General features: G+C 50.8%; 14 protein-coding genes. 4 read left to right on the top strand and 10 right to left on the bottom strand.

What is annotated here, in order from left to right:
* The first annotated feature begins 44 nt into the window (after positions 1 to 44).
* A complete protein-coding gene (dbpA, locus tag ACSBQN_RS06685; protein ID WP_024473169.1) occupies positions 45 to 1,418 on the top strand; it encodes an ATP-dependent RNA helicase DbpA in 1,374 nt (457 codons plus the stop codon).
* A gap of 130 nt (positions 1,419 to 1,548) precedes the next feature.
* Positions 1,549 to 2,331 (top strand): hypothetical protein, encoded by a 783-nt coding sequence (locus ACSBQN_RS06690; RefSeq protein ID WP_004239188.1) that lies wholly within the window; start codon positions 1,549 to 1,551, stop codon positions 2,329 to 2,331.
* A gap of 55 nt (positions 2,332 to 2,386) precedes the next feature.
* Here ACSBQN_RS06690 and ACSBQN_RS06695 read toward each other — a convergent pair whose 3' ends face one another.
* Positions 2,387 to 3,115 (bottom strand): TonB family protein, encoded by a 729-nt coding sequence (locus ACSBQN_RS06695; protein WP_024473170.1) that lies wholly within the window; start codon positions 3,113 to 3,115, stop codon positions 2,387 to 2,389.
* Positions 3,116 to 3,235: 120 nt separating this feature from the next.
* Positions 3,236 to 3,415, bottom strand: coding sequence for a YciY family protein (locus tag ACSBQN_RS06700; RefSeq protein WP_015422737.1), 180 nt, complete (start codon positions 3,413 to 3,415; stop codon positions 3,236 to 3,238).
* Positions 3,416 to 3,669: 254 nt separating this feature from the next.
* On the opposite strand from ACSBQN_RS06700, the gene cls reads away from it, so the two are divergent.
* Both cls and ACSBQN_RS06710 read left to right on the top strand, forming a co-directional pair.
* Positions 3,670 to 5,130 (top strand): cardiolipin synthase, encoded by a 1,461-nt coding sequence (gene cls, locus ACSBQN_RS06705; RefSeq protein ID WP_024473171.1) that lies wholly within the window; start codon positions 3,670 to 3,672, stop codon positions 5,128 to 5,130.
* A gap of 69 nt (positions 5,131 to 5,199) precedes the next feature.
* The gene (locus tag ACSBQN_RS06710) at positions 5,200 to 5,532 is read left to right on the top strand and encodes an HI1450 family dsDNA-mimic protein (RefSeq protein ID WP_024473172.1); all 333 of its coding nucleotides are present in this window, start codon (positions 5,200 to 5,202) and stop codon (positions 5,530 to 5,532) included.
* Between the two features lie 20 nt (positions 5,533 to 5,552).
* On the opposite strand, the gene ACSBQN_RS06715 is transcribed toward ACSBQN_RS06710, so the two are convergent.
* From ACSBQN_RS06715 to ACSBQN_RS06750, 8 genes are all read right to left on the bottom strand, one after another.
* Positions 5,553 to 6,110: a helix-turn-helix transcriptional regulator gene (locus ACSBQN_RS06715; protein WP_036408072.1), complete on the bottom strand. Its 558-nt coding sequence runs from the start codon at positions 6,108 to 6,110 to the stop codon at positions 5,553 to 5,555.
* A 27-nt stretch (positions 6,111 to 6,137) separates the two neighbouring features.
* Positions 6,138 to 6,362, bottom strand: coding sequence for a hypothetical protein (locus tag ACSBQN_RS06720; protein WP_004239184.1), 225 nt, complete (start codon positions 6,360 to 6,362; stop codon positions 6,138 to 6,140).
* 232 nt (positions 6,363 to 6,594) lie between these two features.
* Positions 6,595 to 7,593 (bottom strand): murein tripeptide/oligopeptide ABC transporter ATP binding protein OppF, encoded by a 999-nt coding sequence (gene oppF, locus ACSBQN_RS06725; RefSeq protein WP_004238177.1) that lies wholly within the window; start codon positions 7,591 to 7,593, stop codon positions 6,595 to 6,597.
* Complete coding sequence (locus tag ACSBQN_RS06730) at positions 7,593 to 8,567, bottom strand: ABC transporter ATP-binding protein (protein ID WP_004239183.1); 975 nt, start codon at positions 8,565 to 8,567, stop codon at positions 7,593 to 7,595. The genes oppF and ACSBQN_RS06730 overlap by 1 nt, the downstream gene beginning before the upstream one ends.
* A gap of 11 nt (positions 8,568 to 8,578) precedes the next feature.
* Entirely contained in the window at positions 8,579 to 9,487 is a 909-nt protein-coding gene (gene oppC, locus ACSBQN_RS06735) for an oligopeptide ABC transporter permease OppC (protein ID WP_004238179.1), read from the bottom strand.
* 14 nt (positions 9,488 to 9,501) lie between these two features.
* Positions 9,502 to 10,422 carry an oligopeptide ABC transporter permease OppB gene (oppB, locus tag ACSBQN_RS06740; RefSeq protein WP_004238180.1) on the bottom strand — a complete coding sequence of 307 codons (921 nt, stop codon included), beginning with the start codon at positions 10,420 to 10,422 and terminating at the stop codon, positions 9,502 to 9,504.
* A gap of 79 nt (positions 10,423 to 10,501) precedes the next feature.
* A complete protein-coding gene (gene oppA, locus ACSBQN_RS06745; protein WP_354632746.1) occupies positions 10,502 to 12,142 on the bottom strand; it encodes an oligopeptide ABC transporter substrate-binding protein OppA in 1,641 nt (546 codons plus the stop codon).
* Positions 12,143 to 12,263: 121 nt separating this feature from the next.
* On the bottom strand, positions 12,264 to 13,895 hold the full coding sequence (locus ACSBQN_RS06750; protein ID WP_024473177.1) for an ABC transporter substrate-binding protein: 1,632 nt from the start codon (positions 13,893 to 13,895) through the stop codon (positions 12,264 to 12,266).
* Positions 13,896 to 14,439 lie beyond the last annotated feature (544 nt).

The raw sequence follows: 14,439 nt of genomic DNA on the forward strand, positions 1-14,439 counted from the left end.
CATTGCCGCAAATCTCTCTTTTTATTTAATCCGGAATTTTCATCGTGACCTCATTTGCTGAACTTAATGCACTTCCCGCAGAACAAATTACCAACCTGAATGAACTGGGTTATCTGACCATGACCCCGGTTCAGGCCGCCGCATTACCGGCCATTCTCGCGGGTAAAGATGTCCGTGCGCAGGCCAAAACCGGCAGCGGGAAAACCGCCGCATTCGGCCTGGGGCTGTTACAGCATATCGATGCCGGACACTTTATGACCCAGGCACTGGTTCTGTGCCCGACCCGGGAACTGGCGGATCAGGTTGCCGGTGAACTGCGCCGTCTGGCGCGTTATCTGCCGAATATCAAAATTCTGACCTTATGCGGCGGTGTGCCGTTCGGTGCCCAGCGCGATTCCCTGATCCACCCGCCGCACATTATTGTGGCCACCCCGGGCCGCCTGATTGACCATCTGAACAAAGACACGCTGCACCTTGATGCTATCCGCACTCTGGTGCTGGATGAAGCTGACCGTATGCTGGATATGGGTTTTGCTGACGATATTACTGAAATCCTCTCCCGTACCCCGGAAGAACGTCAGACCCTGCTGTTTTCCGCCACCTGGCCGGATGAGATTGCGGCCGTCAGCCGCCGTTTTCAGCGCGATCCGCAAACCATTGAAATCAACAGCACCGACGAACTTCCGGCGGTTGAGCAGCAGTTTTATGAAGTTTCACGGCGCGGCAAAACTGAACTGTTACAGAAATTACTGAGCCGCGAACAACCGGCATCCTGTGTGGTGTTCTGCAACACCAAGAAAGATTGCCAGGATGTGTATGAAGCCCTGGAGAGCAGCGGACAGAGTGTTTTAGTGCTGCACGGCGATATGGAACAGCGCGAGCGTGACCAGACCCTGATCCGCTTTGCCAACGGCAGCAGCCGTGTGCTGGTTGCCACCGATGTGGCGTCACGCGGGCTCGATATCAAAGCCCTTGAGCTGGTGATCAACTATGAACTGGCGTGGGATCCGGAAGTGCATGTTCACCGCATCGGCCGTACCGCCCGTGCCGGTGAAAGCGGACTGGCGATCAGCCTGTGTGCACCGGAAGAAGCGGTCCGGGCAAACGCACTGGAAGAGATGCTGCATATGAAACTGAACTGGCAGCCAATCCCTGCCGGGCTGCGCATCACCCCGCTGGATGCGGCAATGGCGACACTGTGTATTGACGGCGGCAAAAAAGCCAAAATCCGTCCGGGGGACATTCTCGGCGCCATGACCGGTGATATGGGGCTGAACGGCGAAGATATCGGCAAAATCGTGATCCATCCGATGCATGCTTATGTCGCGGTGCGCCAGGGTATCGCGCAGCAGGCGCGTAAACTGCTTCAGCAGGGTAAAATCAAAGGAAAACCTGTCAGAGTACGATTGCTGAAATAGTCACAAAGGACAGCATTTCCCGTCAGCGGATGATATCTCTGTTTTGTATCCGGTCGGCCTTTTCAGGCCGGCTTTGTTCCACCTGCATCTCAGCATTCTGCTGAGGCGTTTTCTGTTAAAGGGTCTTTGTATGGCAGCGCTGTTTAATGCTTTAGTCTCTGATTCAGTTATTTTATTTGTCGTTATCTTTATTTTATCTGTCGGCTCGGCCTATGCCGGAAAATACCTGTTCAAAAAACGTCACGGTAAAACCGAATTAGCGGATGATGAAACCAAAATTGTTCTCGGTGCCGTATTATCCCTGCTCGGTTTATTAATCGGCTTTTTACTGACCATTTCTATCGGCGGCTATAATAACCGCGAACAGATGGAAGAAAACGAAGCTATTGCTATCGGTAATGCATTCCAGCGGGCACAATTACTGTCTCCGGAAAATAACCTGCGGGCAAATACTCTGCTTAACACGTATATTGACGCACGTATTGATTTTTTTAACGGCGGCTCACAGGCAAAAAATGAAAAATGGCGGGATATCTCCCTTGAGGCTCAGTCTTCTCTCTGGCAGATCGCTGCATCTGAAGCCCGTACGGCCCCGAATCCGGTGATTGCCTCCGTCCTGACCGCATTCAGTGATCTCTATGTGTCCGAAGAAAAAACCATGGCCAGCTGGCGCTATCAGATCCCGGGAGCCGCCTGGGTATTACTGATTTTATTTGCCGTCAGTGCCAATGTGCTGATCGGGTATAATATCCGCGGACTGCGCGGCAGCAATATCATGATTTTAATTCTGCCGCTGCTGACAACCATGGCTCTGTTTATGATTGCGGAAATTGATATTCCGGGTGAAGGGGTTATTCATGTGGTACCGGATAATCTGGTGAATTTACGCGCTGATCTTTTCCCGGCAAAATAAGACAGAAACAAAAAACCCGGCATTTTTATGTGCCGGGCTTTCTTTTTTTATCGGATTACTGAATAGAGGTTTTACCGTCGATCCGGAAAATAATGGTTGTGGTCATACCTTTCTTCGGCTTTTTCTCGTAACGCCATTTACGCATCGCATTACGGACTTCACGTTCAAACATATTTTTCGGTGATGCTTCGATAATATCGATATTCTGAATACGGCCATCGGTATCGACATCAAATCTGACCCGCACCTTCCCTTCTTTGCCGAGGCTGCGTGCCCGTGCCGGATAGACCGGATCAGCACGGTTCAGGGCTTTCGGGTCACCGCCGCCGACATCACTTTGTCCGGCAGAGGCCACATTTCCGACCGGGCCTGCAGGGGCTTTCTGCACGTTCTGCTGACCTTCCGGCGTACCAGTGAACAGCGGTTTATCGGAGACCGGTGCTTTGGTTTCAACCGGTTTTACGGCCGGTTTCTCAACTCTTTTCTCTTTTTTCGGTTTTGGTTTTTTCTCAACCGGTTTCTTTTCCACCGGTTTTTCAATAACCGGCTTCACGACCGGTTCAGGTTCAGGTTCGGGTTCCGGCTCTGTTTCGGGTTCCGGTTCAGGCTGAGGTTCAGCCACAGCAGCTGCCGGTGCCGGCGCAAACGCCGCCATCTCCACCATCAGCACTTTAGGTTCGTCCTCAACCTCCTTATTCATGTTGTAGTAAATCGCTGCGGCCACAGAGGCATGCAGACAAAGAGAAATGAGAATTGGCCAGCTGATCCAGCGAAAAATAGGCATAATCTATACAATCTTATAAGCAGCTAATAATGACAATGGTCACTAGTGTAAATGCAAATAGCAATCAATTTCAATACGAAAGACGCAACCATTGTCACTTATCGTGCTGATGGTCACTTCTTAGTGGCTTAATTCAGCCTGAGCAAACAGCAGCGAACGGCGTTGTCTCGCGATATCCAGCTTGCGCAGAGCAAAAATCCGGATGTTCCGCCGGGACTGACTTTCCAGCCAGCGACGACGACGACGGGTTGCCTGCCGTAACATACGCCAACGTGCAACTTCCGGTCTGCTGTGTCTCATAACTAAACCCTTTTTTAGACTGTGTGAAAAAATAAGCTAATAATAAGGGCAATTATTATAAACTGCCTGACACAATAACCAACCGCTTTCCCGCAATATCTGCAAACACCGGCAGAAAAAAGTGGTTAAACTGACTTAAATCACAAATACAGCAGCATTACCGAAAGCTTTCTGATACATTTTCCGGTGGAGTATCAATCAGATCCTGAGCCTGTTTTGTCTGCAAACCTTATTCTTAGAGAAAGATAATACCTATGTCGACATTTTATACGCTGTTATATTGGCTGAGTATTCTTTTCTACTGGCTGCTGGTGGCCGGTATCTCTGTCCGCGTAATGTACAAACGCCGCCCGGTGACATCTACCATGACCTGGTTACTGATCATCTATATTCTGCCTTTTATCGGAATTATTGCGTATCTCGCCTTCGGTGAACTCCATCTCGGCCGCCGCCGGGTTGAGCAGGCAAAAGGAATGTGGCTGTCTGTTTCCGGCTGGGTTGAAAATCTGCGTCAGTCAAAACACATTTTCGCCACGGAAAACAGTACCCAGGCTGCTCCGCTGTTTCAGCTGATTGAGCACCGCCAGGGAATTCCCGGGGTAAAAGGTAACCAGATTCAGTTATTTACCACCTGCGAAGATTCATTACGTCAGATTGTCAAAGATATCGATAATGCAAAACACAGCATTGATATGGTGTTTTATATCTGGAAACCGGGCGGTGATGTGGACAATGTCACCAATGCCCTGCTCGCCGCCGCCAAACGGGGCGTAAAGTGCCGGATTATGGTGGACTCCGCCGGCAGCTGGCACTTCTTCCGCCATGATTATCCGGAGATGATGCGGAATGCCGGGATCGAGTTTGTCGAAGCCCTGCCGGTCAATATTCTGCGTTTCGCCCTGCGCCGGATGGATTTGCGCCAGCACCGGAAAATCATCACTATCGATAACTATATTTCCTACACCGGCAGTATGAATATGGTGGATCCGCGCTACTTTAAACAGGACGCCGGTGTCGGTGAATGGGTCGATATTCTTGTTCGTATGGAAGGCCCTGTCACCACCCTGTTCGGTATCATCTATGCACTGGACTGGGAAATGGAGCGCGGAGAGCGCCTGTTACCTCCGCCGCCGGACGATATTGAAATGCCGTTTGAAAAAGACAGCGGCCATACCGTCAATATTGTGGCTTCCGGTCCGGGTTACCCTGAAGAGCTGATCCAGCAATCCCTGATGACGGCTATTTTTGCCGCACAGGAGCGTCTGACCTTCACCACGCCGTATTTTGTCCCGAGCGATGACCTGATGCATGCCATCTGTACCGCTGCCATGCGTGGCGTGCGTGTTGCGATTGTGATGCCGCGCCTCAATGACTCATTCCTCGTCCGCTGGGCAAGCCGTGCGTTTTATACCGAATTGCTGGAAGCCGGTGTGGAAATCTATCTGTTCGAGGATGGTCTGCTGCACACGAAAAGTGTCCTCGTGGATGACCAGCTCAGTATGGTCGGTTCCGTAAACCTGGATATGCGCAGCCTGTGGCTCAACTTTGAAATCACTGCCGTTATCGATGATGAAAGTTTTGCCGGTGACCTGAATATTGTCCAGAATGATTATATTTCACGCGCAACCCGTCTCGATTACACCGAGTGGGAGAAACGTCCGCTGACCAATCGTGTTCTTGAGCGGTTATGTTATTTCTTCAGTCCTCTGCTGTGATAAACTGACTTTCTTTATTATCCCCGCCGGTATAAAACGGCGGGGGATCACCGGAATGTAACCTGACCTATGAGTACCTCTCTTCCCCGTCGCCTCAGCGAGCAGGAAACGATTGAAATGGCCTATGACCTGTTTCTGGAACAGGCAATGGATAACCTTGACCCGGCAGACGTCCTGCTGTTTAACCTTCAGTTTGAAGAGATCGGCGGTGCTGAAATTGTACCAACCGGCAGTGACTGGTCAGAATTTGCACCTTTTCTGGCACAAAACCCGGCATGTGCCGAAGTGGTTATCGGCCTGGCTCCGGATGAAAATGCAGATATCGATCAGATTTTTGCCCGTGTACTGATTTCCCGGCATTTTACCGGCTCACCGGAATACGCCGTCCGCTGGCGGGAATAAGTTTCCCGCCGGTCACGCGGTCAGCAGCGGCATTTTTCACGCCGGGCGATTAATGACCTTGTGATAATGTCAATTTCAGCGGGATCCTCTGCAACCCCTGCCCGTAATGCAAGATTCCATTTGCTGATAATTTTTGCGTTTTCTGCCAGCTCAGAATGTGCAGCCAGCCGTCCCTGTGCCATCAGCCAGGACGCGACCGCAGCCCAGTCCCACAGCGGGGATTGCCCGCGTAACCGCTGCACCGGCCCCGGAAAGGTGCCCGGGCCGCGCGCACCGTCTTTGAGCAACGCGATTGCCTGACGTGACATACCCGTCAGTTCCGCAATATCACTCAGGCCGACAAGAGCGGAATCCACCGATTCCACCCGGGCATTCACACCAGCTGATTCCACGTCTTCCACCGCCGTGCGGATTGCACAATCCAGAGACGGTGCTTCCCGGTCAAATTCCAGATAGACTGATTTACCGTAAAAACAGAGTAATGCATCATCACAACCGCCTGCAAATAAGACATCCTCCAGGTTCTCTGTATCTGCTGTCACACCGGACAGCGTCAGCGTAAAATTATACAGTGCCATCTTTTCCCCCTTTCCTGCTGCCCGTTTTCACTGACAGGCATCCACTTTTCGCCTGATCTGCTTTGCATGGTTTTCCGGATTCCGTGGTGTTGACCAGACACTCATCTGATGCTGCCGGTGCTCATCATACGGTGACCCGCACCGTAACCGGCAGAATGCATGCGAGGAATTCCCCGGCGCAATCCATACCCATCCCTGTAACAGTGCATATTCAATCGCGGACTGAATATGTTTATCCGGATGTTTCTTCATTTCCTGTACCTACTGTAGTTTATATGTTGACGTTCGTCAACACTCCGTTATTAACACACCTGAAAAACCGGCTGTGCTTTTTAATAACGGAATCAGTAAGCTGCCTGCAAGGCCGCGAAGTACGCTCTGTCAGATTTTGCAGCTGGTGCGGAAAAGCAGGATGCGGAGATGAAAAAAAAGCGCCCGTACCGGGCGCTCTGTCGCAAAAATAAGATTAACGGCTTTACCGTATTTACAGCGGATCAACCTTCAGGCAGGAAACTGCATGGCGGAAACTGCCTTCCAGCAGCGGCCGGGTTCTTGCGCATTCACTGTCCGCCAGCGGGCAGCGGGTGCGGAAAACACAACCGGACGGCGGATTAATCGGTGACGGCAGTTCCCCTTCCAGCAGCTGAATTGTTTTATTCTGCTCTTTGTCCGGATCCGGCACCGGCACCGCAGACATCAGCGCTTTGGTGTACGGATGCAACGGGTTATGATACACCTCGTCATACGTACCGAGTTCCACTGCGTGGCCGAGATACATCACCAGCACACGGTCAGAAATGTGTTTCACCACCGCCAGGTCATGAGCGATAAAAATAAGGGACAATCCCATCTCCCGCTGTAATTCCTTCAGCAGGTTCACCACCTGAGCCTGAATAGACACATCCAGCGCTGAAACCGGCTCATCACAGATAACCAGTTTCGGCTCGAGGATAAGCGCGCGGGCGATACCGATACGCTGACACTGTCCGCCGGAAAACTCATGCGGATAGCGGTTCACCAGGTTTGGCAGCAGCCCGACTTTCATCATCATGGCTTTGACTTTGTCTGTCACTTCCGTCTTACTCATTGACGGATAATAGGTGCGCAGCGGCTCCGCAATAATATCGCCGATAGTCATACGCGGGTTAAGTGATGCCAGCGGATCCTGGAAAATCATCTGGATGTCATTGCGGACATTGTGCCAGTCTTTTTCACTCATACCGCACAGGTCTTTGCCCAGCCAGGTTACCCGCCCGGCGGTGGATTTCACCAGGCCGATAATCGCGCGGGCAAACGTGGATTTCCCGCAGCCGGATTCTCCGACCACACCGAGTGTTTCCCCTTCATACAGACGGACAGTCACACCATCCACCGCTTTCAGGCTTTTCGCCGGCTGCCAGAACCATTGTTTGTTATCTCTGATGGAAAAATGGACTTTTAAATCTTCAATTTCCAGCAGAACCGGACGTTCTGAATGTGTCATTATGCCAACTCCTCTGCAGTTCTGAAGCAGGCACGCAAACGGCCCTGAGAAAATGCCTGTAACGGCGGCTCATGCCGTGCGCACTCGTCTGTCGCATACTGGCAGCGCGGGCGGAACGGACAGCCTGCCGGGAGACGCAGCAGGTTCGGCGGGTTGCCGGGAATCGTGGCGAGCTCACTGTCTTCCTGCCCGTCAAGGCGCGGAACCGCTTTAAGCAGCCCGATAGAGTACGGATGCGACGGATGGTAGAACACATCACGGGCCGTGCCGTATTCCATGGTACGTCCGGCATACATCACCAACACCTTATCGCAGATACCGGCGACCACACCCAGGTCATGGGTGATCATAATAATCGCCGTGTTGAATTCATTCTTCAGCTCATTGAGCAGCGTCATGATTTGTGCCTGCACCGTCACATCCAGCGCCGTGGTCGGTTCATCCGCAATCAGCAGCTTCGGCTTGCACAGCAGCGCCATCGCAATCATAACGCGCTGGCGCATCCCGCCGGAGAACTCATGAGGATACATATTCATCCGTTTGCGGGCTTCCGGCATTTTCACCGCGTCCAGCATCCGGACCGATTCCTCAAAAGCATCGTGAGAACTCAGACCTTTATGCAGCATCAGCACTTCCGTCAGCTGTTTGCTGACTTTCATGTACGGATTGAGCGAGGTCATCGGATCCTGGAAGATCATCGAAATCTCTTCCGCCCGCATTTTGTTCAGCGCTTTCTCTTTCAGATTGAGAATTTCACGCCCGTTGAACACCGCAGAGCCGCTGACCACACCATTGCGGGCCAGCAGTCCCATCAGCGCAAACGCCGTCTGTGATTTCCCGGAGCCGGATTCACCGACAATCCCGAGTGTCTCACCCGCCGCCAGCGAAAAATTAAGTTTGTTCACGGCGGTGACATCGCCGTCCGGCGTTTTGAATGTCACGTTCAGGTCGTTAACCTGTAATAACTGAGTCATTGGCGGCCTCCTCAACGATCTTTCGGGTCAAGGGCATCGCGCAGCCCGTCACCGATAAAGTTAAAACAAAACAGAGTCACCACCAGGAATGCTGCCGGGAACATCAGTAACCAGGGCGAAACTTCCATTGAGTTAGCACCGTCATTGAGCAGCGCGCCCCAGCTGCTTAACGGCTCCTGTGTGCCCAGCCCGAGGAAGCTGAGGAAGGATTCAAACAGGATCATACTCGGCACCAGCAGTGAGGCGTAAACCACCACCACACCCAGCACGTTCGGGACAATATGACGCAGAATGATATTGCGGGTCGGCACACCACAGACCTTCGCCGCCTCAATAAATTCTTTGCTCTTCAGGCTTAGTGTCTGGCCGCGCACAATACGCGCCATATCCAGCCAGGAAACCATACCGATAGCCACGAAGATCAGAAAAATATTCTGACCAAAGAAGGTCACCAGCAGGATAACAAAGAACATAAACGGGAAGGAGTTGAGGATTTCCAGCACGCGCATCATAACTGAGTCGGTTTTGCCGCCGACATAGCCGGACATCGCGCCGTACAGTGTTCCCACCAGCACCGCGACCAGTGCTGCCGCCAGTCCCACCATCAGCGAGATACGCCCGCCGATAGCCACACGCACCAGCAGATCACGGCCGGAGGAGTCGGTACCAAAATAGTGGCCGCTCTCCGTATCCGGCGCTGCGGACATCATGCCCCAGTCGGTATCGTCATAGGCGAACTCCGACAGCATCGGCATAAAAATCACAAACAGGGTAATTAAAAACAACAGACACAAACTGGTGATCGCGGCTTTGTTATGCATAAAGCGGCGGCGGGCATCCGCCCACAGGCTGCGTCCTTCGACATCAAGCTGCTCCGTAAAATTTTCCAGAGCTTCGCGGTTTTTTTCATTCGGTAACATAGCGTGCTCCTGGACTAATAACGGATTTTCGGATCGATAACGGCATACAGCACGTCAACGATACAGTTAAAGGCGATGGTCAGTGTGCCGACCAGGATGGTCAGACTCAGCACCAGAGAGTAATCGCGGTTCAGTGCGCCGTTGACAAATAACTGCCCCACGCCCGGTAAACCGAAAATCGTCTCAATCACCATTGAACCCGTGATAATCCCCACAAATGCCGGCCCCATATAAGAGACCACCGGTAACAGTGCCGGGCGCAGCGCATGCCGCCAGACAATCTTACGCATCGGCAGGCCTTTCGCCCGTGCGGTACGGATAAAGTTGGAGTGCATCACCTCAATCATAGAGCTGCGCATAATACGGGAGATACTGGCGATATAGGCCAGTGACAGCGCAATCATCGGCAGAATGATATTGCTGAGCTGCCCGCCGTTCCAGCCGCCGCCCGGCAGCCAGTGCAGATGGATGGCAAAGATAAGTACCAGCAGCGGCGCCACCACAAAGCTGGGGATAACCACCCCGGTCATGGCAAAGCCCATGACGGTATAGTCCCATTTGGTATTCTGATTCAGTGCCGCTATCACACCGGCACTCACCCCGACAATCAGTGCCAGCACAAACGCCGCCAGCCCGAGTTTTGCGGAGACCGGAAACGCGGAGGCGACCAGGTCATTCACCGAGTAATCTTTATATTTAAAGGAAGGCCCGAAGTCCCCCTTTGATAACTGAACTAAATAATCAAAATACTGAACATGAATCGGATCATTAAGATGGTACTTGGCTTCAATATTCGCCATCACTTCCGGCGGTAATTTACGCTCACCGGTAAATGGACTGCCCGGAGCCAGACGCATCATAAAGAAAGAGATAGTAATTAACACAAAAAGCGTCGGGATCGCCTCGAGTATACGGCGAAGAATAAACTTAAACATTGCCCGTTCCTATACAGTACCCGCTTCCGGGGGTACACACTACACAGGCCGCCCTTCGCAGGGCGGCCAACCGTCGGTATTATTTTTTAATCATATATAAGTTTTTGGTGTGGAAGTGATCCAGCGGATCTTTTCCGGTATAGCCACCCACATACGGTTTCACTAAACGGGTACTGACATAGTAATAGACCGGTACAATGGCAGAGTCTTTATCCAGCTGGGCTTCCGCCTGCTGATAGATCTGCGCACGTTCCGCATCGGTTTTCACCTGAAGGGATTGTTTCATCAGCTTATCAAACTCCGCACTCTTATAATGCGGGGTGTTGGTGCTGCTGTAAGAGAGAACCATGTTCAGGAATGAAGACGGTTCGTTATAATCCGCACACCATGCGGCGCGGGCAACATCATAAGTCCCCTGATGGCGGGTATCGAGGAAGGTTTTCCATTCCTGGTTAACCAGCTGAACTTCCGCACCGAGGTTTTTCTTCCAGATAGACGATGCGGCGATCGCCATTTTCTTGTGCAGATCAGATGTGTTATACAGCAGGTTAAATTTCAGTGGATTATCTTTGGTAAAGCCCGCTTCTTCCAGCAGTTTGCGTGCTTTTTCGTTACGCTGCTCCTGCGTCATATTGGCGAACCACTCAGGCTCTTTGGCTGACATACCATCCGCAAACGGTGGTGTGAAACCAAATGCCGGAGTATCACCCTGTGCTTTGACTTTATTGACCATAATGTCGCGGTCAAGGCTCAGTTTCAGGGCTTCACGGACTTTCGGGTTATCAAACGGCGCTTTTTCGTTATTGATTTCGTAGTAATAAGTACACATATACGGCGAAATGCGCAGTTCGTCAGGAATTTCTTTTTTCAGTTTCTGGAACAGTTCAATCGGCAGGTTGTTATAGGTCATGTCGATTTCGCCGCTGCGGTAGCGGTTAACATCAGTAACTTCGGAAGAAATCGGCAGGAAACGGACGTTATTGATAACAGTTTTTTCGTTATCCCAGTATTTCGGGTTGCGGGTCAGTTCGATTTTTTCGTTAACCACCCAGTCTTTCAGGGTGTATGCGCCGTTGCTGACATAATTGCCCGGCTGAGTCCACTTATCACCGAACTTCTCGACAGTGGCCGGATGCACCGGAGACATGGAGTTATGCGCCAGCAGTTTCGGAATATACGGCACTTCTTCAGAGAGTGTCAGTTCAAGGGTTTTATCATCCAGCGCTTTGATGCCCAGCTCTTCCGGCTTTTTCTTCCCGGCGATAACATCATCAATATTCACCACGTGAGCATACTGGAGATAACTGGCATACGGTGATGCGGTATTCGGATCAGCCAGGCGGCGCCAGCTGTAAACGAAGTCCTGTGCGGTGACCGGGTCGCCGTTGGACCATTTTGCATCTTCGCGGATTTTAAACGTCCAGACTTTAAAATCTTTATTTTCCCAGGAGATGGCCGAACCCGGCAGAATTTCACCACTTGGCCCTTCCAGGGTAATACCTTCCATCAGGTCGCGGATAATATTCGCTTCCGGTACCCCTTCCACTTTATGCGGATCCAGTGACTGCGGCTCAGAGCCGTTATTGCGGATTAAATCCTGCTTATCTGCCAGCTGAACACCGGCCGGTACATCCGCAGCAAACGCCTGTGTACCAATACCCATCCCCATTGCTGCTACCACACTGAGTGCCAGCAGTGTTTTTTTCGTTGAATTAACCATCTTACATAAACTCCCCATTGACGAATGTGTTTTGCGTTTGTTGCGTTTTTATCAGGTGCTTTTCGTTTTAACTTCAGCACCTTCATTTTTTTCGCACTTTGTGAGTGCAAATTTTTTATTATTAATGTGTTTCTACCATATATAAGCGCTTAATATCCATATAATCAAGCGGGTCATTACCGGTAATTCCGCCGACTGATGGTTTTATCAGCCGGACACTCACGCGATAATAAACAGGAATTAATGCAGAGTCCTGATCTAACTGAGTTTCTGCTTCCTGGTAAGCGGATTGACGTGTTTTTTCATCTGTTGCCAGCAAAGCGCGCTGCATTGCACTGTCAAACGCGGTATTTCGGTAGAAACTGGTGTTATTACTGCTGTCCGACAGAAAAATGTTCAGAAACGAGGATGGCTCATTGTAATCCGCGCACCAGGTCGCCCGGGCCACCTGATAATTCCCTTCATGGCGGTTCTGATTGGAGGTTTTCCATTCCTGGTTTTTCAGCACCACTTTCGCACCGATATTTTTCTGCCACATGGAGGCGGCGGCAATCGCCTGCTGTTTATTCTGATCGGACGTGTTATAGAGCAATTCAAAGGTCAGCGGATTTTTTTCGCTGTAACCGGCTTCTTCCAGCAGTTTGCGCCCTTTTTCATTGCGCTGTTCCTGCGTCAGGGATGCCCATTCCGGTGTGGTGAAATGCCCGCCGTTAATATAATGCGGGGTAAAACCGTAAGCGGGAATTTGTCCCTGTCCCATGATTTTATGGGTGATAATATCGCGATCCAGCCCCAGTTTAACGGCTTCGCGAACTTTCGGGTCGGTAAACGGTGCTGCGGTATTATTTATTTCATAATAGAACGTGCATAAATACGGGGAAATCTGAACCTGTGCCGGAATATCTTTTTTCATTTTGGCAAACAGAACCGGCGGAACCGAACTGTTGGTGACATCTATTTCACCGGCGCGGTAGCGGTTAATATCACTGGTTTCTGACTGGAGCGGCAGGAAAGTCACCTGTTCAATCACAGTTTCTTTATCATTCCAGTATTTCGGATTGCGTTTAAGCACCAGCCGCTCATTCACATTCCAGGCAGACAGGGTATATGCGCCGTTACCAACAAATTTTCCGGCAGATGTCCATTTATCACCAAATTGTTCAATCGCCCCTTTCGGTACCGGCTTCAGTGCGGTATGGCTCAGCATCTCCGGGAAATACGGTACCGGCTGAGTCAGCTGAACCTGAAAGGTTTTGTCATCAACCGCTTTGACGCCGAGACTTTCCGGTGGTTTTTTACCGCTGATAATATCATCCACATTTTCGACATAAGCATAATGCAGATAGCTGCCGTAAGGTGATGCGGTTTTCGGGTCAGCCAGCCGCCGCCAGCTGTAGACAAAATCCTGTGCGGTCACCGGCGAGCCGTCACTCCATTTTGCATCCGGCCGCAGTGTGAATGTCCAGATGCGGTTATCCGGGGAAGACCAGCTCTCTGCCACTCCGGGCACGATATGACCATCACCGTCAGTGGAGACCAGACCTTCCAGCAGATTAAGAATAATATTGGATTCCGGCACCCCTTCCACTTTATGCGGATCGAGTGATACCGGTTCAGTGCCGTTATTGATAACAATAACCTGTTTTTCCGCCAGTTTGGTTCCCGGCGGAACCTGTGCCGCCCATGCGGAATAAGAGAGTGCACTCAGCAGCAGCGCCTGCGTGAGGGAAACAGCAATAGTGTGTTTTTTCATCTTCCGTCCCTTCTGAATAACACCTGTTAAATGAACAACGTGATTAAAAAATCGCAAATGCTTTATTTATAAGTGCCGTCAGCAACGGGATCAGCCTGTTTTTCGGTGCTGTTTTCCGGCCTGATGTGCATTTTCCGGGGCAGTGATTGTTTTTATCTGCAAACAGTGCCGCTCTGCCGCTGAAATAAAACATTAACCCAAGACTGCTTATGATCCGGCTGTTTTGCTCAGCCCGGATAAAAAAGTAAACATTTAATTAACAAAAAGCAATTTTTCCAGATAAAAACCCTGCTTCCATCACAGTTTCAACTGATTAAATATTAACAACCACTTAAAAAACAACTGTAAATAAAAAGAGTAAAGCAAAAAATTTCACTGAAATATCAATCTGGTGAGCACCGGAAATAACGGATTGACGGCAAATATAGTTTCTGTTGTTTATTTAACCACCTTTATCTGTTATACCCGTTTATTGCTGAACGGTACGGGTTAGCGTATCCGTCAATACAGCACCATTTTTAGTGTTATTTTTTATGGGCTGATA

Source organism: Morganella sp. B601 (assembly GCF_051172335.1).
GTDB lineage: Bacteria > Pseudomonadota > Gammaproteobacteria > Enterobacterales > Enterobacteriaceae > Morganella > Morganella morganii.